Consider the following 25,076-nt stretch of genomic DNA (forward strand, 5'->3'; position numbering starts at 1 on the left):
ATGCGATGACTAAAAATAACAAAATGGTCATGAGCTGACCCTATGTGTCACAAAAGTTGTTGAGGTACACTCCGACCCAACGAAAACACTCTTCCTGTGAATCACCTGTATAGATCTTGCGAGGTTTGCCATGGCTGACTACAAAGCGCCCCTGCGCGATATGCGCTTCGTCCTCAATGAAGTTTTCGAGGTCGCCAAACTCTGGGCCGAGTTGCCTGCACTGGCCGAGACCGTCGATGCGGAAACGGTCGAAGCCATCCTGGAAGAAGCCGGCAAAGTCACCAGCAAAAGCATCGCACCGTTGAGCCGTGCCGCTGACGAAGAAGGTTGCCATTGGGCGGACGGTGCCGTCACCACGCCGGCAGGTTTCCCGCAGGCCTATCAGACCTACGCAGAAGGTGGCTGGGTCGGTGTCGGTGGCGATCCGTCCTACGGTGGCATGGGCATGCCCAAAGCCGTTTCGGCCCAGGTCGAAGAAATGGTCAACTCCGCCAGCCTGTCCTTCGGTCTGTACCCGATGCTGACCGCCGGCGCGTGCCTGTCGATCAACGCCCACGCCAGCGAAGAGCTGAAAGCCGCGTACCTGCCGAACATGTATGCCGGCATCTGGGCCGGTTCCATGTGCCTGACCGAGCCGCACGCCGGTACCGACCTGGGGATCATTCGCACCAAGGCCGAGCCTCAGGCCGACGGTTCCTACAAGGTCAGCGGCACCAAGATCTTCATCACCGGTGGCGAACACGACCTGACCGAGAACATCATCCACCTGGTACTGGCCAAGTTGCCGGATGCACCGGCGGGTCCGAAAGGCATTTCGCTGTTCCTGGTGCCGAAGTTCATGGTCAATGCCGATGGCAGCCTGGGCGCGCGCAACCCGGCGAATTGCGGTTCGATCGAACACAAGATGGGCATCCAGGCGTCCGCGACCTGCGTGATGAACTTCGACGAGGCCGTGGGTTACCTGGTAGGTGAGCCGAACAAAGGCCTGGCGGCGATGTTCACCATGATGAACTACGAGCGACTGGGCGTGGGTATCCAGGGCCTGGCCACTGGCGAGCGCTCGTACCAGAACGCCGTGGAATACGCCCGTGACCGTCTGCAAAGTCGTGCGCCAACCGGCGCACAGAACAAGGACAAAGTGGCTGACCCGATCATCGTCCACCCGGACGTGCGGCGCATGTTGCTGACCATGAAAGCCTCGAACGAAGGTGGCCGCGCGTTCTCCACTTACGTGGCGATGCAACTGGACACCGCCAAGTTCAGCGAAGATGCCGCCACCCGCAAGCGTGCGGAAGACCTGGTGGCGTTGCTGACCCCGGTGGCCAAGGCGTTCCTGACCGACCTCGGTCTGGAAACCACCGTACACGGCCAACAGGTCTTCGGCGGCCACGGTTACATCCGTGAGTGGGGCCAGGAGCAACTGGTGCGTGACGTGCGCATCACCCAGATCTACGAAGGCACCAACGGCATCCAGGCACTGGACCTGGTCGGGCGCAAGATCGTCGGCAGCGGCGGGGCGTTCTACAAGCTGTTCGCCGACGAGATTCGTCACTTCACGGCGACCGCCAGCGCGGACCTCGCCGAGTTCACCAAGCCGCTGAACGACGCCGTGACCACCCTCGATGAACTGACCGCGTGGTTGCTGGACCGGGTAAAAACCAACCCGAACGAAATCGGCGCGGCGTCGGTCGAGTATCTGCAGGTGTTCGGCTACGTGGCCTACGCCTACATGTGGGCCCTGATGGCCAAGGCGGCTTTCGGCAAGGAAGCGCAAGACGATTTCTACGCCAGCAAACTGGGCACGGCGCGGTTCTATTTTGCCCGCCTGTTGCCGCGCATTCACTCGTTGAGCGCGTCGGTGAAGGCCGGCAGTGAGTCGCTGTTCCTGCTGGATGCAGGACAATTCTGATGAAGTAGCGTTATGTAAGCATTCTCTTACATAACGTGCTGCTGTTCTCCCATAGATGCAAATTGGATCCACAGCTAATCTACTTTACATGGACGTAGCGCAGGAAGCGCAAAGCAACAACAGGGACACGTAGGATTCTGCCAGGACGGCGGAGTGAAATGGATGTCAGGGAAACAGTCTGCAAAGCCCCGCTTCGGCGGGGTTTTCTTTTGCCCAAAGAAAAGTTTCTAGCTCAGCCCATCCAGGGCCTGCGCGCTGTTCATGCGCACATCCGGGCCATTTATCACCTCTTCCAGCAATGTCCGCAGCAATGCCAGCGAGGTCTGCTGCCGTTGCACATCCCGACACACCAAACCGACTTTCAGCGGCACTCGCGGTTCACTCAGGGGTTTCCACAGCAGCTCGTGGTTGCCATGGGTCTTTTGCGAACGCCCGGGCAGTACCGTCGCCAGGCGCGTGTGCGGCAGGCTGTCGAGGATGCCGGCCATGTTGTTCAGTTCGGCTTGCACCTGTGGGCGGCGTCCGAGGCTGGCCAGTTGTGCCTGCCAGATCTGCCTTATTTGAAATTCCTCGCCCAGCAGCAACATCGGCAGCTCGGCGGCCTGACTCATGGACACTTTCTTGAATTCACGCAGCGGATGCTCTGCCGGGATGACCAGGGTCAGTTCGTCTTCGTACAGCATCACGCCATGCAAACCAGGCTGGCGGGGTGGCAGGTAGCTGATGCCGATGTCCAGAGAACCGTTGAGCAGTCGCCGCTCGATTTCCAGGCCGGTCAGTTCATAGATCTGCACCACCAGATGCGGCTGCGCCTTGCGCACCCGCTCGAGCATCTGTGGAACGAGGCTGGTGTGCACGGTCTGCAATACACCGATGGCCAGGGTGCGCAGCGCCTGACCCTTGAAGTTACCGAGCGCTTCCCGTGCCCGTTGCAGGCCATCGAGCAAAGGCAGGGCGTGGTTGTACAGCGTGTGGGCTGCGAGCGTCGGCAACAGGCGTTTGCTACTGCGCTCGAACAGGCTCACATCGAGGTTTTGTTCCAAGTGGCGGATTTGTTGGGACAGCGCCGGCTGGGAGATGGACAGGCGCTCGGCGGCCCGGCCCACGTGGCCTTCTTCATAGACCGCGACGAAATAACGCAGTTGCTTGAAATCCATAAGTATTACTTATTGAAAATGCTGAAAAATCGAAATGGCTGAACACCTCGTCTGCGCCTAGTCTAACCGCATTCACAGGGCTTACAGGGCCACAGAGCGCGATGAATACCGTTTGTTTCGATGGTGTTTACATAGGTAAGGCAAAAAACCTCAAAAGAGGTTTTTTCAGATGAATCTGTTCAGTCTGCGTCGCAGTCCTCCCAGTCTTGATGATCTGGTCATGGACGCCTCCCTGCCATCCCAAGGCGATAACCTTTCCAGCGAGTACTTGATGCCCAGTGTCGAGCGGCCGAAACAGGTGTTTGTGCGTGGCCAGGGCTCATGGTTGTGGGACAGCGATGACCGTGCGTATCTGGATTTTTCCCAGGGTGGCGGGGCCAATAGCCTTGGTCACAGCCCATCGGTACTGGTCAATGCAATCACTGCCCAGGCTCAGTCGCTGATCAATCCGGGGTTCGGCCTGCATAACCGCGGCATGCTCAGCCTCGCTGAACATCTGTGTGCCAGCACCGGCAGTGATCAGGCCTACCTGCTCAATACCGGCAGCGAAGCCTGTGAGGCAGCGATCAAACTGGCGCGCAAATGGGGCCAGCAGCATCGCGGCGGTGCGTCGCGAATCATTGTGGCCAACAACGGTTGCCATGGCCGGAGCCTGGCAACGATTTCGGCGTCGGACAGTTCGACATTGATCAACCGGTTCGAGCCGCAACTGCCGGGTTTCAGCCATGTCCCGTTCAATGACCTTCCGGCCTTGCATGCGGCTGTGGATGAGCGGACCGTAGCGATCATGCTCGAGCCGATCCAGAGCGAAGCCGGCGTGATTCCGGCCACCGCACACTACCTCAAGGGTGTCGAACGCCTATGCCGTGAGCTCGGCATTTTGCTGATCTTCGACGAAGTGCAAACCGGCATTGGTCGTTGTGGCACCTTGCTCGCGGAACAGTCCTATGGCGTAACGGCGGATATCGTCGTGCTCGGCAAAGGGTTGGGTGGCGGCGTGCCAATGGCCGCGTTGCTGGCGCGGGGCAAGGCTTGCTGTTTCGACATTGGCGAAGTGACCGGTACCCATCACGGCAATGCGTTGATGACCGCCGCAGGACTTTCGGTACTCGCTACGGTGCAGGACAAGGCTTTCCTCACGCACGTCGCAGAAACCGGTCAACACCTGCGTGAGGGGTTGGGGCGTCTGGCCCATCGTTACGGTCACGGCGAGTTGCGCGGACAAGGACTGCTATGGGGGCTGACGCTGTCGGACGACTCCGCTGACGCGGTGGTCAAGGCCGCGCTGTACGAAGGCTTGCTGCTCAATGCCCCGCAACCCGATTGCCTGCGCTTTACCCCGGCGCTGAATGTCAGCAACGCCAACATCGATGAAATGCTCCTGCGCCTGGCACGCGCCTTCTCCCGAGTACGCACCGCGCAATTGCAGTGCCGCAAGGGGATTGCCGTCTGATCCGACGCGCCTTGCACAATTTCCAGAACCGTCTCGCGGTAAAACGCACGCCTCACGCCTGATTCTTTTGGCGTGGGGCGTTTTTTTGTCTGCGAAATTCAATGAAGGGGCGTAGTTCGGGAGTAGAGGGACTGAACCCTGACAAACGGCACAGGTCGATTAGCTGTAGGGTTCGAACAAGCCCACCCCAATCAGGAGCTGCCCCCATGGACTTTATTCGCATCATCATCGCCATCCTGTTGCCGCCACTCGGTGTGTTTCTGCAAGTAGGATTCGGCGGAGCGTTCTGGCTGAATATTCTGCTGACGTTGTGCGGGTACATTCCGGGGATCGTGCATGCGGTTTACATCATCGCCAAGCGCTGAGTTTTTGTGGCAATAGATAGATCGCTTTCGCTGGCAAGCCAGCTCCTACAGGAGATCACCATTGTGTAGGAGCTGGCTTGCCAGCGATTGGAGCACCGCCGATTTCAGCTGGCGTGCTCCATCACCCTTCGATAAAAAAGCCATTCCTGCTCCAGCGCATGGGCCTGATTACCGGCCTTGCGAAAGCCGTGGCGTTCGTCGGCGTAGTAATGCGCTTCGACCAGGATGCCGTTGTCCTGCAGTGCCGAGACCATGTCGCGGGTCTGTTGCGGGACGACCACGGCATCCAGTTCTCCTTGAAAGAAGATCATCGGCACGCGGATGTTGCTGGCATGCAGCAGCGGCGTGCGGGCCGCGTAGCGTTCGGCATCCAGCTGCGGATCGCCGATCAGCCAATCCAGATAGTCGCTTTCGAATTTGTGGGTCGCGCGCCCCAGCGCCACCGGGTCGCTGACCCCATACAGACTGGCGCCGGCGCGGAACACGTTGTGAAAGGCCAAGGCACAAAGGGTGGTGTAGCCACCGGCGCTGCCGCCGCGGATGAAGGTCTTGTCGGCGTCGATCAAGCCGCGTTCGTTGAGATAACCGACCACGGCGCAGGCGTCTTGCACATCCACATCGCCCCAACTCAGGTGCAGTGCCTGGCGATAGGTCCGGCCATAACCGCTGCTGCCGCGATAGTTGAGGTCGGCTACGGCGAAGCCCCGCTGGGCCCAAAACTGGATACGCGGATCGAGCATCGGGTAGCACGCCGACGTCGGTCCGCCATGGATGAACACCACCAATGGTGGTTTCGCCTCGCCGGTCATCGCCGGGTAGAAGAAACCGTGCGCTTCGCCTGAGCCACTTGGGTAGCGCAAGGTTTGCGGGCGGCTGATCTGTTCGGGAGGAAGTGGTGCGATGCCGCCGGCCAATACCTTCACTTGCCGGCTCTGACGGTCGATGGCGATGACAGCGGTTGAACTGACGGGTGACGCGGCGATGCAATAGATGAGCTGCTCATCCACGGCGAGATGGCGGAAGCGGCTGTAGCCGCCGGTGAAATCGACGCTGTAGTCGCCGCCTATGCCCAATCGACCAAACCCGCATTCGGTCCAGCTGGCCAGATAGCTTTCTTCGCTCAGCGGCAACCAGGTGCAGCCGCCGAGTTGCCACGGTGCGGGGCCATGATCGGCGGTGACACATGGTAATGGGCTAAGGCCGTTTCCGGACTCCCTCCAAGGCTGCCAGTAACCCGCGCGATCCGTCAGGCAATACAAGCGACCGCCGGCATCAAACCGTGGTTGTTGCACAGACTCTTGAGCGCCGTCGCCCGCCACACAACGCGCCTCGGCAAATCCGCCATTGGCATGGCGCTCGGCAACCATCAAGCGGGTTGCAGTCCACGGCTGATCCGGGTGATTCCATTCGATCCAGGCCAGGCGCCGGTCATCCGGGCTCAGCGTCGGCGCGGCGTAGAAGTCAGCACCTTCGGCCAGCAGATGACGTGCGCCATCCTTCAGATCGATCGCCACCAGTCGGTGTTGATCGCGAAGCTCCTCGACCGCCAGCACCTGCCCTTCGGCACATTGCAGATCGCCGTAACGGCACACCCCGGACGTCAGCCTTTCGGGCGCTTCGCCTTGCAGTGTTTGCCGATATAATTGCTGGTCGGCCTCGTTGACGAAAACGATACCGTCGTCCGTCAGACAAAACGCTCCACCGCCATATTCGTACACACGACTACGCACGCTGAAGCCCGGTGGCGTCAGGCATTTCGCTGCGCCGTCATGCCAATGCCAGATCCGGCACGCCGCGTCTTCGGGGCGGTACTCGTTCCAGAACAGGCCCTGTCGACCGACCTGCAGTTCGGCAAAGTCGATACCGGCCGCGACGGCTTTGGCAGCGCTGAGAGGTTCAGCTTTTGGCGATGAGGCGTGAGTTTCGTTCATTGCGAAAGGCCAGTTGGTCAATGGTCTGGGTCGCGTGTTCGGCTTCTTCGCGAGCCTTGAGGATCACGCCGTGTTGTGGCGACTTGCTGCACACCGGGTCGGCGTTGCTGGCATCGCCGGTGAGCATGAACGCCTGGCAGCGGCAGCCGCCGAAGTCTTTTTCTTTCTCGTCACAGGAGCGGCACGGTTCGGGCATCCAGTCATAACCACGAAAGCGGTTGAAGCCGAACGAGTCGTACCAGATGTGTTGCATGCTGTGGTCGCGCACGTTGGGAAACTGTACCGGCAGCTGTCGGGCGCCGTGACAGGGCAGGGCGGTTCCGTCTGGCGTGACCGTCAGAAAAATACTGCCCCAGCCATTCATGCAGGCTTTCGGGCGCTCTTCGTAATAGTCCGGGGTGACGAAAATCAGCTTGCACGGGTGCCCTTCGGCTTCCAGTCTGGCGCGGTATTCATTGGTGATGCGCTCTGCACGGACAAGCTGTTCCTTGGTCGGCAACAGCCCGACGCGATTGAGCTGCGCCCAGCCGTAGAACTGGCAAGTGGCGAGCTCGACAAAGTCCGCTTCCAGCGCGATGCACAGCTCGATGATGCGGTCGATCTGGTCGATGTTGTGCCGATGGGTGACGAAGTTCAGCACCATCGGATAACCGTGGGCCTTCACCGCCCGGGCCATTTCCAGTTTCTGCGCAAAGGCCTTTTTCGAACCGGCCAGCAGATTGTTCACCTGCTCGTCGCTGGCCTGGAAACTGATCTGGATGTGATCGAGGCCGGCCTGCTTGAAGTCGCTGATTTTCTGCTCGGTCAGGCCGATTCCGGAGGTGATCAGGTTGGTGTAGAAACCCAGTTTGCGGGCTTCGGCAATCAGCTCGGCGAGGTCCTGGCGCACCAGCGGTTCGCCACCGGAAAAGCCCAGTTGCGCCGCGCCCATTTCCCGCGCTTCGCGGAACACCTTGATCCACTGTGCGGTGCTCAGCTCCTGGCCTTGCTCGGCGAAATCCAGCGGATTGGAGCAGTAGGGGCATTGCAGCGGACAGCGATAGGTCAGCTCGGCCAGCAGCCACAGCGGCAGGCCGACTTCAGGAGTGGGCGGTACTTGCACCGATGCATCAGGCAAGTTCGATCCAGTGCTGCGCACGGGCCACCTCCATGAATTGCTCGATGTCGTCACCGAGTTCGGGCACGCCGGGGAACTGTTGGTCGAGCTCATTGATGATCGCCGCGACATCCCGTTGTCCGTCAATCAGACCACCGATCAGCGCGGCACTTTCGTTGAGCTTGATCATGCCTTCCGGGTACAGCAGCACGTGGCCTTTTTGCGCCGGCTCGTACTGGAAGCGGTAGCCGGGGCGCCAGGTCGGGGTCTTGCTGCGATCGAAACTCATAAGGTGATTCCTTTGTGCCAGACCCGTTCCGCGGTCACGCTGTGATACGGCGGGCGTTTCAGTTCGTAGGCCATGCTCATGGCATCGAGCATGCTCCAAAGAATGTCCAGTTTGAACTGGAGAATTTCCAGCATGCGCTCCTGGCCTTCGCGGGTGGTGTAGTGCTGCAGGGTGATCGCCAGACCGTGCTCGACATCACGCCGTGCCTGGCCCAGGCGCGTGCGGAAATATTCGTAGCCGGCCGGATCGATCCACGGATAGTGCTGTGGCCAGCTGTCCAGGCGCGATTGGTGGATTTGCGGGGCGAACAGTTCGGTCAGCGAGCTGCTGGCGGCTTCCTGCCAGCGGGCGCGGCGCGCGAAGTTGACGTAGGCGTCCACGGCGAAGCGCACGCCGGGCAGCACCAGCTCCTGGGAACGCAGTTGGTCCGGGTCGAGACCCACGGCCTGGCCCAGGCGCAGCCAGGCTTCGATGCCGCCGTCTTCACCGGGCGCACCGTCGTGGTCGAGCAGGCGCTGAATCCACTCACGGCGAATTTCGCGGTCCGGGCAATTAGCCAGAATGGCCGCGTCCTTCAGGGGGATGTTCACCTGATAGTAGAAACGGTTGGCGACCCAGCCCTGGATCTGCTCACGGCTCGCCCGGCCTTCGTACATCGCCACGTGAAAGGGGTGATGGATGTGGTAATAGGCGCCCTTGGCGCGCAGGGCCGCTTCGAATTCGGCGGGGGACATTGGGGTGTCGGTCATTGCTTTTCTCCGGGTACGGCCGGTGGAATCCTGGGTGTCTGGGCGGACGTCATCGCGGGCAAGCCCGCTCCCACAAGGATCTGTGGCGTACACAACACCTGTGGGAGCTGGCTTGCCAGCGATGGGGCCCTCTGCTACAGCACAATACTCATGCCGTCATACGCCACTTCAACCTGGCGCCGATCCAGCTCCGCCCGCTGCGGTGAATCCTCATCGAGAATCGGGTTGGTGTTGTTGATGTGGATAAGCACCTTGCGCTGTTCGGGCAGTTGCTCAAGCACTTCGAGCATGCCACCGGGGCCGTTTTGCGCCAGATGGCCCATCTCCCGGCCGGTGCGGGTGCCGACGCCGCGCCGCTGCATTTCATCGTCATCCCACAAGGTGCCGTCGACCAACAGGCAATCGCTGCCGGCCATGATCTCCAGCAGCGGCGCATCCACCTTGCCTAATCCCGGTGCATAGAACAGCTTGCCGCCGGTATTGAGATCTTCGACTATCAGGCCGATGTTGTCGCCCGGATGGGGGTCGAAGCGGTGCGGCGAGTACGGCGGCGCGGCGCTGCGCAAAGGCAGCGGGGTGAAGCGCAGGCTCGGGCAGGCCGGGATGCTGAAGCTTTGATCGAGTTCGATGCGGTTCCAGTTCAGCCCGCCGTTCCAGTGAGTCAGCATGGTGAACAGCGGAAAACCGCTGCTCAGGTCTTCGTAGACCATGTCGGTGCACCAGACCTGATGCGGGCACCCTTCACGCAGCATGAGCAGGCCGGTGGTGTGGTCGATCTGGCTGTCCATCAGGATGATCGCGCCGATCCCGGTATCGCGCAGGGCACGGCCCGGCTGCATCGGGGCGAAGCTCTGGAGTTGGGCGCGGATGTCCGGGGAGGTGTTGCACAGCACCCAGTTCACGCCGTCATCGGAAATCGCGATGGACGATTGCGTCCGCGCCTTGGCCCGCAGGCTACCGTCGCGAAAGCCTGCGCAGTTCACGCAGTTGCAGTTCCACTGGGGAAAACCGCCGCCGGCAGCGGAACCTAGAATCTGGACAAACATGGGCGCTCCATCATTTCAACGCTGAAAATAAAACGCCTCGGATAACCGAGGCGTTGTGCTGCATCTCTGCCAAAGCTGAGATTAGCGGCTTGCGAAGTACATGGTGACTTCAAAGCCGATACGCAGGTCGGTGTAAGCAGGTTTGGTCCAGGCCATAAATCGAACTCCTTCAGTTAGGGTGGGATAGCGCTATCTACAGGTATAGTCCACCTCAAGTCAGAGATGTTCCAGATAGTTAGGTTGCTATGTTACTCAAAATTTCAAAGAGATTGCCCGTGAAACTTTGAGAAAGCTCCTTGCAGCCCCGGTAAGGATCATTTTGCCGCTTGCCACGGCTCACCCGGGCTGGCGGCACTGGCCAGGCCACGCCAGCCGCCCTCGGCCTGATTCAGGCGTCGGGCCGCAGCCAGTAGAGCGGCCCGGTCAACTTGCACAATGGCTTGGGGCAATTGCGTCAGATATTCCGACGAACGGCCGGCCAGCTTGCCCTGCCAGAGCAATTCGGCCGCTTGAGCGGTGGTGAGTGCGGCGCTGGAAAATTGATCCGCCAGAGCCTGGCGATGAGCGTTGAAAGTGCTGTCGTCGAGCGCTTGGATCAGGTCCGGTAATCGATTCAGGAATTGCTCGATGTGTTGCAGCAGCTGCATCGGCGCAACGCTTGGCGATTGCACACCGAACAGCAGCCCGGTTTGCCCGTGAATCTGCCGCAGGGCGCTGAACACCGCATAACCCAATTGCAACTCCACCCGCAGGCGCTGGTAGAACGGCGTCTGGGAGAGGTGAGCGAGCAAACGCCACGCGGCTTCGTCGGCTATCGCCTGGGTGGCTGTCGGACAGAACAGCAGCAGTGCGTGCTCGCTGGAGGCGGTATCGACATGGCTCCACAGACGTTGTGAATGGATCGAAGCGGGTGGCGTCAGTTGATTGTCCGGCGTGCCGGGTACGCGGCTCAGGGCCAGCCCCATGGCCGCTTGAGTCTGAGCCGATAAGCCGATGGCCAGCCCATCCCATCGCGCACTCGACCAGAGTTGCTGCAAGTCATCCGAGTTCGCGGTGTGCTCAAGGCAATGATCGGGCAATGCCTTGAGCAGTTGCCGAATCGGTATTGGCGCCACGCTCGTCGGTTCGGCTTGTGAGACAGCGGTATCAGGTTGTGTAAGTTCTTTCAGCGCGTGCTCCAGGACGCTGGGCATCGGCTCCTGTAGCCCGTTCAGTTGCAGCAGCCATTCGTTGCCCGACGCACTGAAGGCAAAATCCACACCGGCCTGACGCGCGTCTTCGCGCAACGGTTGCAGGTGGTTTTCCAGCCGTGATTGAAGGAGGCTGCCGGGAGCCGAGCCCAGACGCCAGCGCAGATAGATCGCACCCTCAACAGCGTTGTCCGGGAATGCCTGGCTGAATTGCATCGGCGAACGTTCACGACGGCTGCGCGAACGGTCCTGGGCAAACGTGCGCAGGCCACGGTGGGCACTGGTCTGGCCGCGAATCAATCCGGCGTTGGGTGCCGGTGCTTCGGAGCGCAAGAACGGGTTAGGTGTCGGAAACTGCCATGGGCCGCTGAAGTTATCCACAGCGCCGATTTGTTTGAGGATCTGTTTGAGGGCTGTAACGCCCGGCTCGGATAGCCCGACTTCACGTTGTTCGCTGTCCAGTCGGGCCAGTTGCAAGGCGCTGCTGACTTGCTGCTGGCATTGGAGCAGGGTTGTGTATTCTTTGCGCAAAGGGCGCCAGTCTTGTTCGGCAAAGAAGCCAAGCCAGTCCATCAGGCGTTCGCGGATCCCTGTTGCCGGGGACGCGGCGGGCAGGGTGAATTCAATATGCAGCAAGGCTTGAGCGGCGAACTGGTACAGCGGCTGGGCCTTCAGCTGATCGGCCAGCCCGCGTTCGCGCAGGTCCGCCAACAAGCCGCCGGGTTTTGCCCTGTTCAGCCAGTGGCACAGGAACGCCAGCGCTTCGGCAGAGAATTCGGGCAGGGCTTCAAGGGCAAACAACAGATCCAGACGCCGCTTGCCAGCCTGTTGATAACTGTTGGCCGAGACGTCCATCAGCGGCACTGGGGACTGTTGAGTGACTGTTTCGCCTTTGGCAATGACACTGCCAAAGGTTTCGGCCATCGTTCTCAGTTCATCGAGGCTCTGCGGCCCGACCAGGCTCAAGGTCATTTGCCCGGTCTGGTAAAACCGCTGATAAAAGTCCTGCAGGGCCTGCTGAAACTCGGGTTGCTGCAACGGCAGACTGTCACGATTGCCGGCATGAAAACCCCGCAATGGATGAGCCTCGCCAAGCCCGCTGAACAAAGAAGACTGTTGCTGCGCTGCGACGTCCTGCGACCAGGCGACAAATTCCGCCTGCAACACTTCCCGTTCCCGCTGCTGGTCGTCCGGATTCATACGCGGATGGGCGAGCATGTCTGACAGACGCTCCAGCCCACCGGCAAACGCTTGGGGCGGCAGTTCGAAAAAGTAGTCCGTGGTGCGTTCGCTGGTCCGCGCATTCACTTGCCCGCCATGACGCTGGACGTAGGCCATCAACCCTTGCCCTGCGGGAAAACGCTCAGTCCCCAGAAATAAAAGATGCTCAAGAAAGTGCGCAAGGCCGGGCCACGCCAGGGGCACATCATGGCTGCCCACAGCGACCCGCAACGCAGCTGCGCAGCGTTTCAGGTTCGGGGCATGACGCAGGGTCACCCGCAGACCATTGGCCAGGGTTTCAGTGTGGGGGCGAAGGGAAATCAGCGCGGGCATGGGCACTTCCAGAACAGTGAAGTGCCAATGCTAGCGGATTACAGTGGACTAGCGCTTGTTCAGGTCGCCGTAAAGCTCTGGGCGGCGATCAAGGAAGTAACGATTGGCGGCACGGGAGTCGAGCATCAACTGACGATCCAACTCACCGACAATCAAGGCTTCATCAAGGCCTGCCTGAGCGATGCGGCTGCCATCCGGTGCGGCGATGCTGCTTTGACCGCAATAGTGGATGTCGCCTTCATGGCCGCAGTAGTTGGCGTAAGCCACATAGCATTGGTTTTCGAAGGCGCGGGAGCGCACGGTGACATCGGCGACGAAATCGAACGGGATCATGTTCGCGGTCGGCACCAGGATCAGCTCGGCACCGGCCAGGGCCAGGCGTCGGGCGTTTTCCGGAAATTCCAGGTCGTAGCAGATCAGGAAACCGAGCTTCCAGCCGTTGAGCTCAACGATGGGAAACTCGTCGGAACCTGCGCTGAACATCGAGTGATCCAGTTCGCCGAACAGATGGGTCTTGCGGTAATTGCAGATGCGCTCGCCGTTAGAGTCGATCAACTGCACGGCGTTGTAGATCTGCCCGTCGGCGGTGCGCTCCGGGTAGCCATACAAGATGGCGATCCCGGTCGCCTTGGCAATGCGCGCGATCTGCTGCGCCGACTCACCGTTGTACACCTCAGCCAGCACACTGACGGCATCGAGGCCGATGTTGTAGCCGGTCAGGAACATCTCCGGCAGCACCAGCAGGTCCGCACCTTTGGCTTCCAGAGCAAGCTGCTGCAAGCGTTGCAGGTTGCCGGCGACATCCAGAGGCAGCGGCGGACATTGGTAAAGGGCTACGCGCATTTCGGATTCCTCTTACTCGGGCAGGGCGATCGGACCGATCTCTTTGAACACATCTCCTGGACCCGGATTCTCGGCGTGAGTTGCACCGCCGAAGTGCTTCATGATGCCCCACACCGCATTGAGCGACGTCTGCACCGCGCCCTCAACCCAGGCCGGCGTCCACGAAACGTCGTCGCCGGCAATGAAGATCCCGCGCTGCTCGGGCGGCATGTCGTCCTGCATGAAGTGCGCGTACATGCGCTGGTTGTAGCGGTAGTGGCCGGGCAGGGCGCCTTTGAACGCACCGAGGAAATGTGGGTCGGCTTCCCAGGACACGGTAATCGGATCGCCGATGATCCGCGCGGCGATGTCGACTTTCGGGTAGATCTTTTTCAATGCATCCAGCGCCAGTTTCACGCGTTTTTCCACTGGGTGCGGGAGCATTTTCAGCGCGTCGCTCATCCACGAGTACGACAGGCAAATCACCCCCGGCTTGTCGTCGCCGTTGTCGAACAGGTAGGTGCCGCGAGTCAGGCGATCGGTGAGGGTCATGCTCATCAGGTCGCGGCCGGTTTCCGGGTCCTTGTCCTTCCAGAACGGGCGGTCGACCATCACGAAGGTTTTCGACGACTGCATGTAGCGGGTGCGGTCCAGGGCCATCCACATCTTTTGCGAAAACAGGGTTTCGTCGCATTCGATCTGGGTGGTCAGCAGCCAGCTTTGGCAGGTGGTCAGCACCGCGGCGTATTCGCGGGTGTCACCGTTGTTGTCGGTGACTGCAAAACGGCCATCCGGCGCGTGGGCGATTTTCTTCACCCCGGAGCGTGGAGCGCCATTGTGCAGCGACTTGAGACTGGTGCCTTGCGGCCAATGCACGCAGCGTTCCGGTACATGGCGCCAGATGCCTTGCGGGACTTGTTCCACGCCACCGACCACCAAATGCTGGTGATCGTCACAGTTGGTCATCACCACGCGGAAGATTTCCAGCATCGAGTTCGGGAAATCGGAGTCCCAGCCGCCTGTGCCGAAGCCGACCTGACCGAACACTTCGCGGTGATGGAACGACAACTTCGCGAAGGCTTTGGAGGTGGCGACGAAATCGTAGAAGGTGCGGTCGTCCCACAGCGGAACGAGGGTATTCCACAGCTCCTTGAGGCGCGGCACGTCGCGGTCGCGGATGGCTTGCTGGATATCGGAGAATTGTGAACCGGCCTCCAGGGCGTCGGCCCAGGCGTCAGCCACTTCCTGAAAGAGTGCAGGAAGATCCGCCAATTTCTGTGCGTAATGGGTTTTGCCTTCCAGATCGATGACGGTGCTGCCGGAAGCAGGTGTCAGCGGGTTGGGGAAGGGTTTGGTCTCAAGACCCAGCTTGTCGACGTAGTGATAGAACGCGGTGGACGACACCGGAAAACGCATGCCACCCAACTCCGCGACAATGCCATCGGTGCCGTTGAACGCCTGGGAGCGCAGGCGGCCGCCCAGCTTCGAGGCCTCATAGACCACTGGTTTGAGGCCAAGCTTCATCAGTTCGTATGCGGCCACCAGCCCTGCGATACCGGCGCCGACAATCGCCACCTCGGCGCCGTGATTGTGCTCGGGAATGCTGCCCAGGCCAGCCGGGTGTTCGATCCAGTCGTCGAAGGCGAAGGGAAAGTCCGGGCCGAAAATGGTGACTGGTTTTTTACCGTCTGCAGGATGGCGATTGTTCTTGTTCATGACTGACCTTGCTGGCGACCCGACGCGGAATGCGCATCTGAGTATAGGAAAAGATGCCGGCCATTCTAGAGAGCACGGAACACGTTAATAAGACGCAAAGTGTCGTCGTTTTGCAATTTTACTGGTCAATATGACAATAAAATTGCGCACACTGCCCACTGTAGGAGCTGGCTTGCCAGCGAAGAGGCCGTTGAATTTTGTGTTGATGGTTCTGACGCCTTCGCTGGCAAGCCAGCTCGTACAGGTTTTTGCAGGCCTGTCAGACACCCAAGACCACCGGAAAAACCTCAAACCGGCTGCCCCCGATCAATCTTGCTGCTCAAGATGATCGAAGTCGTAGTCTTCTCCACCCCATCCACACTGCCAATCTGATCCAGCAACTGATCCAGCTGCTCCGGCGAGTCAGTGCGCAACCACGCCACATAATCAAATTCGCCACTTACCGCACACAGTTGTTGCACCTGCGCCATCGCGCTCAGGCGCCGCAACACCTCCTTGCCGGAACGCGGTTGCACAGTGATCCCGACATACGCCTGCAACCCGCCATCCACCACTCGCTGCCCGAGGCGCACGCCGTAACCGGTGATCACTTTGGCCTTTTCCAGCCGAGCCAGGCGCGAGGTGACCGTGGTGCGAGCGATGCCCAGATGCCGGGCAAGCATGGCCACGCTCTCGCGAGCGTTGATCTGCAGGGCGGCAATCAACTGGCGGTCGATTTCATCGAGAACGGGCGGGCGAATGTCAGGCAAAGGGGCTGTCTCCAACGGTACGGATCAATGGCCAAGCATGTTACAGGCACATCCGGCGCAGCGCTCGCGGCGGATATTTGATCTAGCCTCAGTACCGTTCATGCCATTTTTGCCTGCGACAAATTGCCATAAGTAACTGGTTAGTACATTATTCGCGCCTTGTCACAAATGGGGAAAATTTCCGACATGAACAATTCTGGGGCTGCCGCCGGCAGCAAATGGTTGCTGGCGGGGCTGGGTGTGCTGATTGCACTGATCGGGCTCGGCCTGGCCGGTGGCGGTGGCTATCTGATCGCGCTCGGCGGCAGCTGGTATTTCCTGCTGATGGGCCTGGCGATGCTGGTGTCCGGGCTGATGATTGCCCGGCACAAGCCGCTCGGCGCATGGCTGTATGCTTTGGCGCTGATCTTCACGGCGATCTGGGCGGTATGGGATGCCGGTTTCGAATACTGGCCGCTGGTCTCGCGGGTACTGACGTTCGCCGTGATCGGTCTGGTGGTGGCGCTGATCTATCCGACCCTGGTCCGCGCTTCGGGCGCGACCGGCGGACGTGGTGCATACGGTTTGGCCGGCATTCTGGGCGTGGGCGTCGTTGCGACGATGACCTACATGTTCGTCCCGACCCACGTGGTCAAGGCCACCGTTGAGCCTGCGGTAACGCCAGTCGCACCGGGCACCGAGCAGAAAGACTGGGCCCACTGGGGCAACACCACCGCCGGCAATCGCTTTGCCGCGCTGGACCAGATCAACAAAGCCAATATCGACAAGTTGCAGGTCGCCTGGACCTTCCGCACCGGCGACATCCCGCAAAGCACCGGCGCCGGTGCTGAAGACCAGAACACCCCGCTGCAAATCGGCGACACGGTCTACACCTGCACCGCCTACGGCAAAGTCTTCGCCCTGGATGCCGACACCGGCGCCCAGCGCTGGAAGTTCGACCCGCAAGGAACCGCGCCCAACTGGCAGCGTTGCCGTGGCCTGGGCTACGCCGAAACCCCGGCTTCTTCGGACAGTCAGCCAGCTGCCTGTACGAAACGTCTGTTTCTGCCAACCGGCGATGCACGCCTGATCGCCATCAATGCCGAAACCGGCAAGCCCTGCGAAGAGTTCGGCAACCACGGTACTGTCGACCTGACCACCGACATGGGCGAAGTGAAGCCCGGTTACTACCAGCAAACCTCGACCCCGTTGGTCGCAGGGGATGTGGTGATCGTCGGTGGCCGCGTGGCCGACAACTACTCCACTGGCGAGCCGCCGGGTGTGGTTCGTGCCTACGACGTTCGCAGCGGTGAGCTGGTGTGGGCATGGGATCCGGGCAACCCGAACACCACCAAGCGTCCGCCGGCCGGTGAGACCTACACCCGTGGCACACCAAACGTCTGGTCGGCCATGTCCTACGACGCCAAGCTCGGTCTGGTCTACCTGCCGACCGGCAACGCGACCCCAGACTTCTTCGGCGGTCAACGTACCGAGTTCGACGACAAGTGGAGTTCGTCCATCGTCGCCATCGACGTAAAAACCGGCCAGGTGCGCTGGCACTTCCAGACCACCCACCACGACCTGTGGGACTTCGACCTGCCGGCGCAACCGCTGCTGTACGACGTGCCGGACGACAAGGGCGGCACCCAGCCAGCCTTGGCGCAAGTCACCAAGCAGGGCGAGATCTTCCTGCTCAACCGCGAAACCGGCGTGCCTATAGCCCGCGTCGAAGAGCGCGCGGTGCCGCAAGGCAAGGTTCCCGGCGAACGCTACTCGCCAACCCAACCGTTCTCGGTCGACATGCCGTCAATCGGTAACAAGACCCTGACCGAATCCGACATGTGGGGCGCCACACCGTTCGACCAGTTGATGTGCCGTATCCAGTTCAAAGGCATGCGCCACGAAGGCGTCTACACCCCGCCGGGCATGGACCGCGCCCTGCAATTCCCGGGCTCGCTGGGCGGCATGAACTGGGGCAGCGTCTCGGTTGATCCGAACACCCACTACATGTTCGTCAACGACATGCGCCTTGGCCTGGCCAACTACATGATCCCGCGCGACAAGATCGGCGCCGGGGCCAGCGGCATCGAAATGGGTGTAGTGCCGCAGGAAGGCACGCCATTCGGCGCCATGCGCGAGCGTTTCCTCTCGGCGGTCGGCATTCCGTGCCAGAAACCACCGTTCGGCACGATGTCGGCCATCGACCTCAAGACCCACAAACTGATGTGGCAAGTCCCGGTCGGTACCGTGCAGGACACCGGCCCGCTGGGCATCCGCATGCACTTGCCGATCCCGATCGGCATGCCGACCCTCGGCGCGTCACTCGCCACCCAGTCGGGCCTGCTGTTCTTCGCCGGCACCCAGGACTTCTACCTGCGCGCCTTCGACACCAGCAACGGCAACGAAATCTGGAAGTCGCGCTTGCCGGTGGGCAGCCAGTCCGGGCCGATGACCTACGTTTCGCCGAAAACCGGCAAGCAGTACATCCTGCTGACGGTAGGCGGTGCGCGTCAGTCGACCGATCGTGGGGATTATGTGATTGCCTATGCTTTGCCCAAATAAGGTCTGATGTTCAGTTAAGAAAAGCCGCGCCATTGCGCGGCTTTTTCTTGGGCGAAAGAGGGGGTGTGGAAATCGGCTAGGATTGAGGCAGTCGAGGGCGCGAGGTGAAGAGCATGACAACAAGGCTACCTACCGCAGTACGCGACCGTGCATTGCAGATCGCCCATCACGAAATGGGCCACTACGTCGTGGCCCGCGCCTTGGGCTTTGCCACGGGCGGCGTGACCCTGACGGTGACCATGGATCTGCGGCACCAGGGAGGGGCTTGCATTACGTTGGTGCGCCCGATTTCGTCGCTAGAAACCATGAAGGAGCATCTGGAAGCCCGGATGATGGTGCTCCTGGCTGGCGCAATGGCGCAGACACTCCCTTCAAAAACTTCAGCCCCCAAACGCGTCGATAAGCCGAAAGCCACCGCCATCCTCAAAGGCGAGCAGGGGGCGGAGCAGGATTACGCAAAAATCAGGGAGCTTCAGCATCTGCTGCGCAACATCGCCTACCCGGATACGGATCCCGCGTCGGGTGAGCGCATAGCGGCGCAGCTTAAAGCGATGACTGATCGGCTGTGGGCCCGGACTCAAAAAATCATCGAGGATCAGGCCGATACGATTGCCGAATTGGCTGTGGTGCTGGTCAATGGCATGACCATCGTGGAGCAATGGGGGCGGCCGGCGGATACGTATGAGGTCGTGTACACCGGGCCGATGCTGGAACGGTTGCGGGCGGTGCAGAGTATTCCTTCGTTAGGTGTGTGGACTGACAGTTGCGGTGATGTCGTTCAGCACTGGAAATAACGAAGGGACGAAGTGTTATTTGCTCGTGAGCATAGCGTCTTGCACCAGTGGCAACAGTGCATCAGTAGCCGCTAACAGCTCAGCCAGAAGGGTTTCGTCCACATCCATATAACCTTCGTACTCAGCCAGGTTGCGGCGCTCGTGACAAAGCGCGAATAGGCGTACCTGGATTTTGTTCAGACCAAGAGTATGTATGAGGCACTGAAACACCAGATAGCGGCGGTCGGAGCGAAAACCCTGCAAACGCATGGCCGTCAGTGCCAGGGCATGTGCGGCATTGTAGGCGAGGTCGAAACGACTGGCGAAGGACAGGGCCGAACTATGAGCATCCTTCAAACGGTCCGTGGCCGATCTCAGCAGCCCTTCACATTCCTTGCGATCTGGCGGTTCGGCTTTGAGGCCGCCGCTACGCACCAGGTTTTCCAGATTTTCGTTACTGCCCATCGGCTACCTCTGCTGGATTGCGGCCAATCAAATCAATTTTGTCCTGTTGCTCCACCCGCACTACAAAGCTGTTGCCGGCCGCCTTCTTGGTTTGCCAGTCGGCCAAGGTATAGAGCGTTGGGTTAATGGTGCGGCCAAGCTGTTCCTCTACGGGCAGTACCCGTTCCATCAAATCGCTGTAACTGAGATTTTCGCCAATCAGCATCAGGTCAATGTCACTGCCTGCATGCTCGTTACCCTTGGCAATGGAGCCATAGATGAACGCCCATACCAACTGATCATTCAGCGGAGTCAAGGCCGCACGCAGCTGCTCTGCAATACCAAAAGTCTTACGCACAATCCCCAGCAGTTCTGCATAGATGGGGCACTCGGCGTTAGCCTGGTAGTGCGTCTGATTACCCCGTCGGCTCATGGTGAGTATCCCTGCACTATGCAGACGCTCCAGTTCACGCATCAGGCTGCCCTTACCGACCTGCGCCCATCGGGATATTTCATTGGCATAGAAGCTCTGATCCGGTTTGCCATATAGCATCCCCAGCACTTTTTGCTGAGTGGCGGTAAACAGAGCATCGCTGAGCGGGATGACAGGCATGGTTGATTCTATAAGTCCCAAAAAGGGAACGATAGGTCCCTTTTTGGGAATTTTCAACTCTGCCGTGATTATGTGTTTTTCGATGGGGCTGCTTCCTTTCTCGTTTGAACAGGCCGACGCGTCAGCACTTTCACCACATCATCAATCACTGCTTTGCTCATCGTCGTCAGGTAGTGCGCGGCCCAGGCGTGGCGGTCGGAGTCTTGGGCGTAGGCGGCGTCCACGGTCAGGGACTTGGCGAGGAATAGCAGGTCGGAGGCTTGGGTCAAGGCGTCGGCGATGGGGACGTCGCGGCAGACGTGGAACAGGGGTTGATTCGAGAGATACAGGAAGGGTGTGAAGCCGACGGTTTTTAGTTCTGAAGTTGTGGAGGTGCTCATGTTCAAACTCCTAATTTTTTAAGGAGCTGTCACATTCGTTTCCAAGCGAATGGGTGGCAGCTGCGCGCAGGTTGGAAAACCGGGAAACTAGGAAACCGGCACGCCCGAGGGCGTCCCACGCACAGCCGCCATATCTCGAGATTGAGGTGGGCAAACTGCTGCGTCTAATTTCGTCGGGTTTCCAAGCCCGATCGCTGAATGGTCAGCGACGTCCGGAGACTATCCCGTCAAAGAAAAGCGCAACAAGGCGGCAAAGTGCCCAAACAGAAGATTCGGAGTTTGCCTACAAGGTCCTTAGGCGTCATCCGATAAAGCGAAACCTTAAGTAAACAAAACTAAACGTCAGACACGAAAAAGCCGCGTAAAAACGCGGCTTTCTTGTTTGGTGGGCCCACACGGACTTGAACCGTGGACCAAAGGATTATGAGTCCTCTGCTCTAACCAACTGAGCTATAGGCCCTCAGTAGGCCGCGGATTATAACGACGGTTTCGCGACTGTGCCATCCGAAAAAGCCATTACGGTTGTACGAAGAAACGTCGCGGCATATTCGTCCGGGGGTAGGGGCGGGCTGACGATGTAGCCTTGGATTTGCTCGCAACCCTCGGCGGCGAGGAATTGCTGTTGCGCCTGGGTCTCGACGCCTTCGGCAATCACGGTGAATTGCATGCTGCGTCCGAGCGCGATGATGGCGCTTACGATCGCCGCATCGTGGGGATCGTCCGGCAGGCCGCGGACGAAGGATTGGTCGATCTTGAGGATGTCCAGCGGCAGTCGCTTGAGGTAACTCAGGGACGAGTAACCGGTGCCGAAGTCATCGATGGCCAGTTGCACGCCCAGTTGTTTGAGTTGATGCAGCACCGCCAGCGCTTCTTCGGCCTGGCTCATGATGAAGTTTTCGGTGATTTCCAGTTGCAGGAAACCCGGGTTGAGGCGGTTGTCCTTGAGCAACTGTTCGATACGGCCCAGCAGGTTGGGTTGGCGCAATTGGGCGCCGGCAAGGTTGACCGAGAGCGGGCCGGGACTTTCGTACAACCGGTGCCATTCGGCCATCTGCCGGCAGGCGGTTTCCAGGACCCAGTCGCCGATTTGCAGGATCATGCCGTTCTCTTCAGCCAGCGGGATGAAGTGTTCCGGCGGCACGTCGCCAAAGGTCGGATGGCGCCAGCGGATCAGGGCTTCGGCGCCGACCAGGCTGTAGTCTTCGAGGCTGATTTTCGGTTGGTAGCACAGGTGCAACTCGTTGCGTTCGATGGCGCGACGCAGTTCGTGTTCCAGTGCCACGCGTTCGCTGGCCTGGGCGGTGAGGTCGCGGGTGTAGCTTTCGACACGGTTGCGGCCCTTGGCCTTGGAACTGTACATCGCGGCGTCGGCGTTCTTGATCAGTGTGGCAACGTCGCAGCCATCCTTTGGATAGAGGCTGGTGCCGATGCTGGCGCTGATGAAAAACTCGTGTTCACCGGCCTGGAACGGCGCGGCGAAACAATTGAGCAACTTGGTGGCGATGTGGTCGGCATCACTGGGTTGTTGCAGGCCCGGCAGCAGGATAATGAACTCGTCACCGCCCAGGCGCGCGACGGTGTCTATATCACGCAACTGCTCCTTGAGACGCACGGCAATGCCCTTGAGCAACAGGTCGCCGACCGGGTGGCCCAGGCTGTCATTGATGTGCTTGAAGCGGTCGAGGTCAAGGAACAACACGGCACCCTGGCCACCATTTTCCTTTTGGCTATTGAGCGCGGTGAGCAAGCGGCTTTCAAACAAAGTGCGGTTGGGCAGGCCAGTCAGCGGATCGTGATGGGCTTGATAGTCGAGTTTGGCCTGGGCGTGTTTGAGGCTGGAAATATCGGCGAACACCGCAACAAAGTGGGTGATGAATTTTTCGCGGTTGCGTACGGCGCTGATGGTCAGCCAACTCGGGTAGAGCTCGCCGTTCTTGCGTCGGTTGGAAATCTCGCCTTGCCAGTGCCCCTCGGCAGTCAATTGATGCCACATGGCCGCGTAAAACGCGCTGTCGTGCAGGCCCGAGGCGAGCAGGCGTGGCGTATGGCCCAGGGCTTCGCTCTCGCTGTAGCCGGTGATTTCAGTGAACGCACGATTGACCGCGCTGATGTGTTGCTGGGTATCGGTGATCAATACGCCTTCGGCGGTGCTCTCGAACACGGTGGCAGCCTGTTGCAGTTTTTCCTGCATCAGGTGTCGCTCGGTGATGTCCCGAGCGATGGTCAGCATGCAGTCGTCATCGCCAATCGGCAGTGGGCGACTGGACACTTCGCAGAGTCGGATCTGTCCGTCACTGCGGCGGATATGGCAGCTGAAGTCGCGGACGAAACCGTCCCGGTGCAACAGATCAAGCATCTGTTTGCGTTCGTTAAGGTTGACCCATATGCCGAGCTCCAGCGCTGAACGATCCACCGACATCGCGCTGTTGAACCCGGTAATGCGGCTGAAGCCGTCGTTAACCTCCAGCAGCAAGCCATCGCTTTGCCGCGACAGCAGCAAGCCATCGGGGGAGGCGTGGAAGGCTTTGGCGAATTTTTCTTCGGAGGTTTGCAGTTGTTGCTGGGTTTCCTTGAGCTGGGTGATGTCCCGCACCACGACCACTAGCGCCGATGTCATGTCGAGGTTAAACGGTTCGGCTGAGATCAGGCCGGTAAACACGTGGCCATTGCTGCGACGAAAGGGCATTTCCAGGTTGCGGATGCTGCCGGCCTGCAAGCGTTGCAACAGGCCCGGCCCAACGCCGGGTATTCCCCAGATGTTCAGGTCTGTGGCGGTGCGGCCGATGACGTCCTCGGCCTTGAGGCCGATCTGTTCTTCGAACGCTTCGTTGACTTCCAGCAGGCAACCGTCGCTCAGGCGTGCGATCACCAGAATGTCCGGGCATTGCTGGAACACCGAAGCGAATTTCTGTTCTGACAGGCGCAGCGCTTCTTCGGTGCGCTTGGCGTCGGTGATGTCGATCATCAACCCGCGCAACACCGGCTCGTGTCCGTGTTCGATCAGGCTGACGATATCGCGCACCCAAAGACAGCGGCCGTCGGCGGTGATCACCCGGTAATCGAGGCGGTGATCGCGCCCGGCCAGTATTTCGTGATCGCAGAAGTTCTGGGCGCGGGTCAGGTCGGCGGGGTGAATGATGTTGCGCCAGAAGCCCGGAATCAGCCAATGGGACAGGGGATAGCCGAGAAGGTCTTCGGCGTGGGGCGATACATAGCTGTAGGTGTAGTCGGTGACCTTTGCTTCCCAGGCGATGGCCGACAGGCTCTCCACCAGGCCTCTGTAGTGGTACTCGCTGCTGCGCAGTTCCTGTTCAAGATCGACCCGGCGGGCGATTTCCGAACTCAGGCGGCGGTTGATGCGGATAACCGCCGCCAGCACGGTGGTCAGCAGCAGCAATCCGGGCAGGCCATAGATCAACAGGTCATTCCAGAACGTTCGATGATCGAGGACGTTGCCGACCCAATGCTCCTGAATGGCACTGATTTCGGCGGGGCTCATGTCCGCCAGGACTTTGTCGAGAATACCTACAAGCATTGTGTTGTTGCGAGGTACCGCCATGGCCAGTTGATAGCGATAGGGGGTTTCCCCGCTGACATACAACCCATCGAGCCTGAGTTGGCGCAGGCTCCAGACACTGGACGCCAGATCGCCCACCACGGCGTCTACTGCGTCGGTGGCCAGTGCCTGCAACGCCGAGCTGACGTTGGGCATCGCCACCAGGTTCAGGTCGGGGTGGTGGGTGCGCAGCAGCTCGTGGGGGGCGTAGTTTTCCACCACGGCGATTTTCAAGCCGTACAGTTCTTGCAGGTTGTGTGGCTGGGGCCCCCCGACATGGGCCAGGATAACAATCGGAAAGTCCAGATAGGGACGGGTGAACGACAGGTATTTCTGGCGTTCCGGGGTCGACATGATGCCCGGCAGCAGGTCCAGTTTGCCCTTTTTGGCTTGTTCCAGGACGGCGGTCCAGCTCACCGGCTCGATGGGCGTGAGTCGGGTTGCCAGCCTTTTGCGGATGACCTCGATGTAATCCGCGGCAAGGCCCTGGTAGCGGCCCTCATCGTCGCGAAACTCGAAGGGTGGCCACGACGCATCGACACCCAGACGCAAGTCCGGGTGAGCCGCCAGCCAGCTACGTTCATCGTCGGTTAGAGTCAGCGCGCCAGCCGTTGCGGTCCAGGTCATCAGCGACAGCAAAAAAAGCACGGTCGGCAGTCTGGGCATAACGGTCTCGTTATGGCTCTGGGGAATGTTTCGAGTGTAGACGGGCTACGGGGTGGAGGGGGAGGAGCTGAGATATT

20 protein-coding genes and 1 tRNA gene are annotated in these 25,076 nt (G+C 60.1%); 5 read left to right on the forward strand and 16 right to left on the reverse strand.

Annotated elements, in window-relative coordinates:
- The first annotated feature begins 130 nt into the window (after positions 1-130).
- Positions 131-1,909 (forward strand): acyl-CoA dehydrogenase C-terminal domain-containing protein, encoded by a 1,779-nt coding sequence (locus PMI31_RS07985; protein ID WP_008017381.1) that lies wholly within the window; start codon positions 131-133, stop codon positions 1,907-1,909.
- A 227-nt stretch (positions 1,910-2,136) separates the two neighbouring features.
- On the opposite strand, the gene PMI31_RS07990 is transcribed toward PMI31_RS07985, so the two are convergent.
- Positions 2,137-3,066 (reverse strand): LysR family transcriptional regulator, encoded by a 930-nt coding sequence (locus tag PMI31_RS07990; protein ID WP_008017383.1) that lies wholly within the window; start codon positions 3,064-3,066, stop codon positions 2,137-2,139.
- A 169-nt stretch (positions 3,067-3,235) separates the two neighbouring features.
- Here PMI31_RS07990 and PMI31_RS07995 point away from each other — a divergent pair, with 169 nt between their 5' ends.
- Together PMI31_RS07995 and PMI31_RS29820 are read left to right on the forward strand one after the other, a co-directional pair.
- Positions 3,236-4,519 (forward strand): aspartate aminotransferase family protein, encoded by a 1,284-nt coding sequence (locus PMI31_RS07995; RefSeq protein ID WP_008017384.1) that lies wholly within the window; start codon positions 3,236-3,238, stop codon positions 4,517-4,519.
- Positions 4,520-4,725: 206 nt separating this feature from the next.
- On the forward strand, positions 4,726-4,884 hold the full coding sequence (locus PMI31_RS29820) for a YqaE/Pmp3 family membrane protein (RefSeq protein WP_003228885.1): 159 nt from the start codon (positions 4,726-4,728) through the stop codon (positions 4,882-4,884).
- 104 nt (positions 4,885-4,988) lie between these two features.
- Here PMI31_RS29820 and PMI31_RS08005 read toward each other — a convergent pair whose 3' ends face one another.
- The 10 genes from PMI31_RS08005 to PMI31_RS08045 form a co-directional block, all read right to left on the reverse strand.
- Complete coding sequence (locus tag PMI31_RS08005) at positions 4,989-6,815, reverse strand: S9 family peptidase (protein WP_008017385.1); 1,827 nt, start codon at positions 6,813-6,815, stop codon at positions 4,989-4,991.
- Positions 6,781-7,953: a pyrroloquinoline quinone biosynthesis protein PqqE gene (gene pqqE, locus PMI31_RS08010; RefSeq protein WP_008017386.1), complete on the reverse strand. Its 1,173-nt coding sequence runs from the start codon at positions 7,951-7,953 to the stop codon at positions 6,781-6,783. The genes PMI31_RS08005 and pqqE overlap by 35 nt, the downstream gene beginning before the upstream one ends.
- Complete coding sequence (gene pqqD, locus PMI31_RS08015; RefSeq protein WP_008017387.1) at positions 7,925-8,200, reverse strand: pyrroloquinoline quinone biosynthesis peptide chaperone PqqD; 276 nt, start codon at positions 8,198-8,200, stop codon at positions 7,925-7,927. The genes pqqE and pqqD overlap by 29 nt, the downstream gene beginning before the upstream one ends.
- A complete protein-coding gene (gene pqqC / locus PMI31_RS08020; protein ID WP_008017388.1) occupies positions 8,197-8,949 on the reverse strand; it encodes a pyrroloquinoline-quinone synthase PqqC in 753 nt (250 codons plus the stop codon). Before pqqC ends, pqqD begins: the two co-directional genes overlap by 4 nt.
- A 134-nt stretch (positions 8,950-9,083) precedes the next feature.
- Positions 9,084-9,995, reverse strand: coding sequence for a pyrroloquinoline quinone biosynthesis protein PqqB (pqqB, locus tag PMI31_RS08025; protein ID WP_008017389.1), 912 nt, complete (start codon positions 9,993-9,995; stop codon positions 9,084-9,086).
- Between the two features lie 81 nt (positions 9,996-10,076).
- On the reverse strand, positions 10,077-10,151 hold the full coding sequence (gene pqqA, locus PMI31_RS29825) for a pyrroloquinoline quinone precursor peptide PqqA (protein WP_003444522.1): 75 nt from the start codon (positions 10,149-10,151) through the stop codon (positions 10,077-10,079).
- Positions 10,152-10,309: 158 nt separating this feature from the next.
- Entirely contained in the window at positions 10,310-12,739 is a 2,430-nt protein-coding gene (gene pqqF, locus PMI31_RS08030) for a pyrroloquinoline quinone biosynthesis protein PqqF (protein ID WP_008017391.1), read from the reverse strand.
- Between the two features lie 48 nt (positions 12,740-12,787).
- Positions 12,788-13,582, reverse strand: a complete 795-nt coding sequence (locus PMI31_RS08035; RefSeq protein ID WP_008017392.1) for a carbon-nitrogen hydrolase family protein — start codon at positions 13,580-13,582, stop codon at positions 12,788-12,790.
- Positions 13,583-13,594: 12 nt separating this feature from the next.
- Positions 13,595-15,277, reverse strand: a complete 1,683-nt coding sequence (locus PMI31_RS08040) for a flavin monoamine oxidase family protein (protein WP_008017393.1) — start codon at positions 15,275-15,277, stop codon at positions 13,595-13,597.
- 287 nt (positions 15,278-15,564) lie between these two features.
- The gene (locus PMI31_RS08045; protein WP_008017394.1) at positions 15,565-16,026 is read right to left on the reverse strand and encodes an Lrp/AsnC family transcriptional regulator; all 462 of its coding nucleotides are present in this window, start codon (positions 16,024-16,026) and stop codon (positions 15,565-15,567) included.
- A gap of 186 nt (positions 16,027-16,212) precedes the next feature.
- On the opposite strand from PMI31_RS08045, the gene PMI31_RS08050 reads away from it, so the two are divergent.
- Positions 16,213-18,567, forward strand: coding sequence for a glucose/quinate/shikimate family membrane-bound PQQ-dependent dehydrogenase (locus PMI31_RS08050; protein WP_043302275.1), 2,355 nt, complete (start codon positions 16,213-16,215; stop codon positions 18,565-18,567).
- A 113-nt stretch (positions 18,568-18,680) separates the two neighbouring features.
- Entirely contained in the window at positions 18,681-19,361 is a 681-nt protein-coding gene (locus PMI31_RS08055) for a hypothetical protein (protein ID WP_008017396.1), read from the forward strand.
- Positions 19,362-19,376: 15 nt separating this feature from the next.
- Here PMI31_RS08055 and PMI31_RS08060 read toward each other — a convergent pair whose 3' ends face one another.
- From PMI31_RS08060 to PMI31_RS08080, 5 genes are all read right to left on the reverse strand, one after another.
- Entirely contained in the window at positions 19,377-19,805 is a 429-nt protein-coding gene (locus PMI31_RS08060) for a hypothetical protein (protein WP_008017397.1), read from the reverse strand.
- The gene (locus PMI31_RS08065) at positions 19,795-20,397 is read right to left on the reverse strand and encodes a nucleotidyltransferase domain-containing protein (RefSeq protein WP_008017398.1); all 603 of its coding nucleotides are present in this window, start codon (positions 20,395-20,397) and stop codon (positions 19,795-19,797) included. Before PMI31_RS08065 ends, PMI31_RS08060 begins: the two co-directional genes overlap by 11 nt.
- Positions 20,398-20,465: 68 nt before the next feature.
- A complete protein-coding gene (locus PMI31_RS08070) occupies positions 20,466-20,777 on the reverse strand; it encodes a DUF3077 domain-containing protein (RefSeq protein ID WP_008017399.1) in 312 nt (103 codons plus the stop codon).
- Between the two features lie 383 nt (positions 20,778-21,160).
- Positions 21,161-21,237, reverse strand: a tRNA-Ile gene (locus PMI31_RS08075).
- 15 nt (positions 21,238-21,252) lie between these two features.
- Positions 21,253-24,999 (reverse strand): bifunctional diguanylate cyclase/phosphodiesterase, encoded by a 3,747-nt coding sequence (locus tag PMI31_RS08080; RefSeq protein WP_008017400.1) that lies wholly within the window; start codon positions 24,997-24,999, stop codon positions 21,253-21,255.
- Positions 25,000-25,076: the final 77 nt, after the last annotated feature.

It is taken from the genome of Pseudomonas sp. GM55, from assembly GCF_000282395.1.
Lineage (GTDB): Bacteria > Pseudomonadota > Gammaproteobacteria > Pseudomonadales > Pseudomonadaceae > Aquipseudomonas > Aquipseudomonas fluorescens_CC.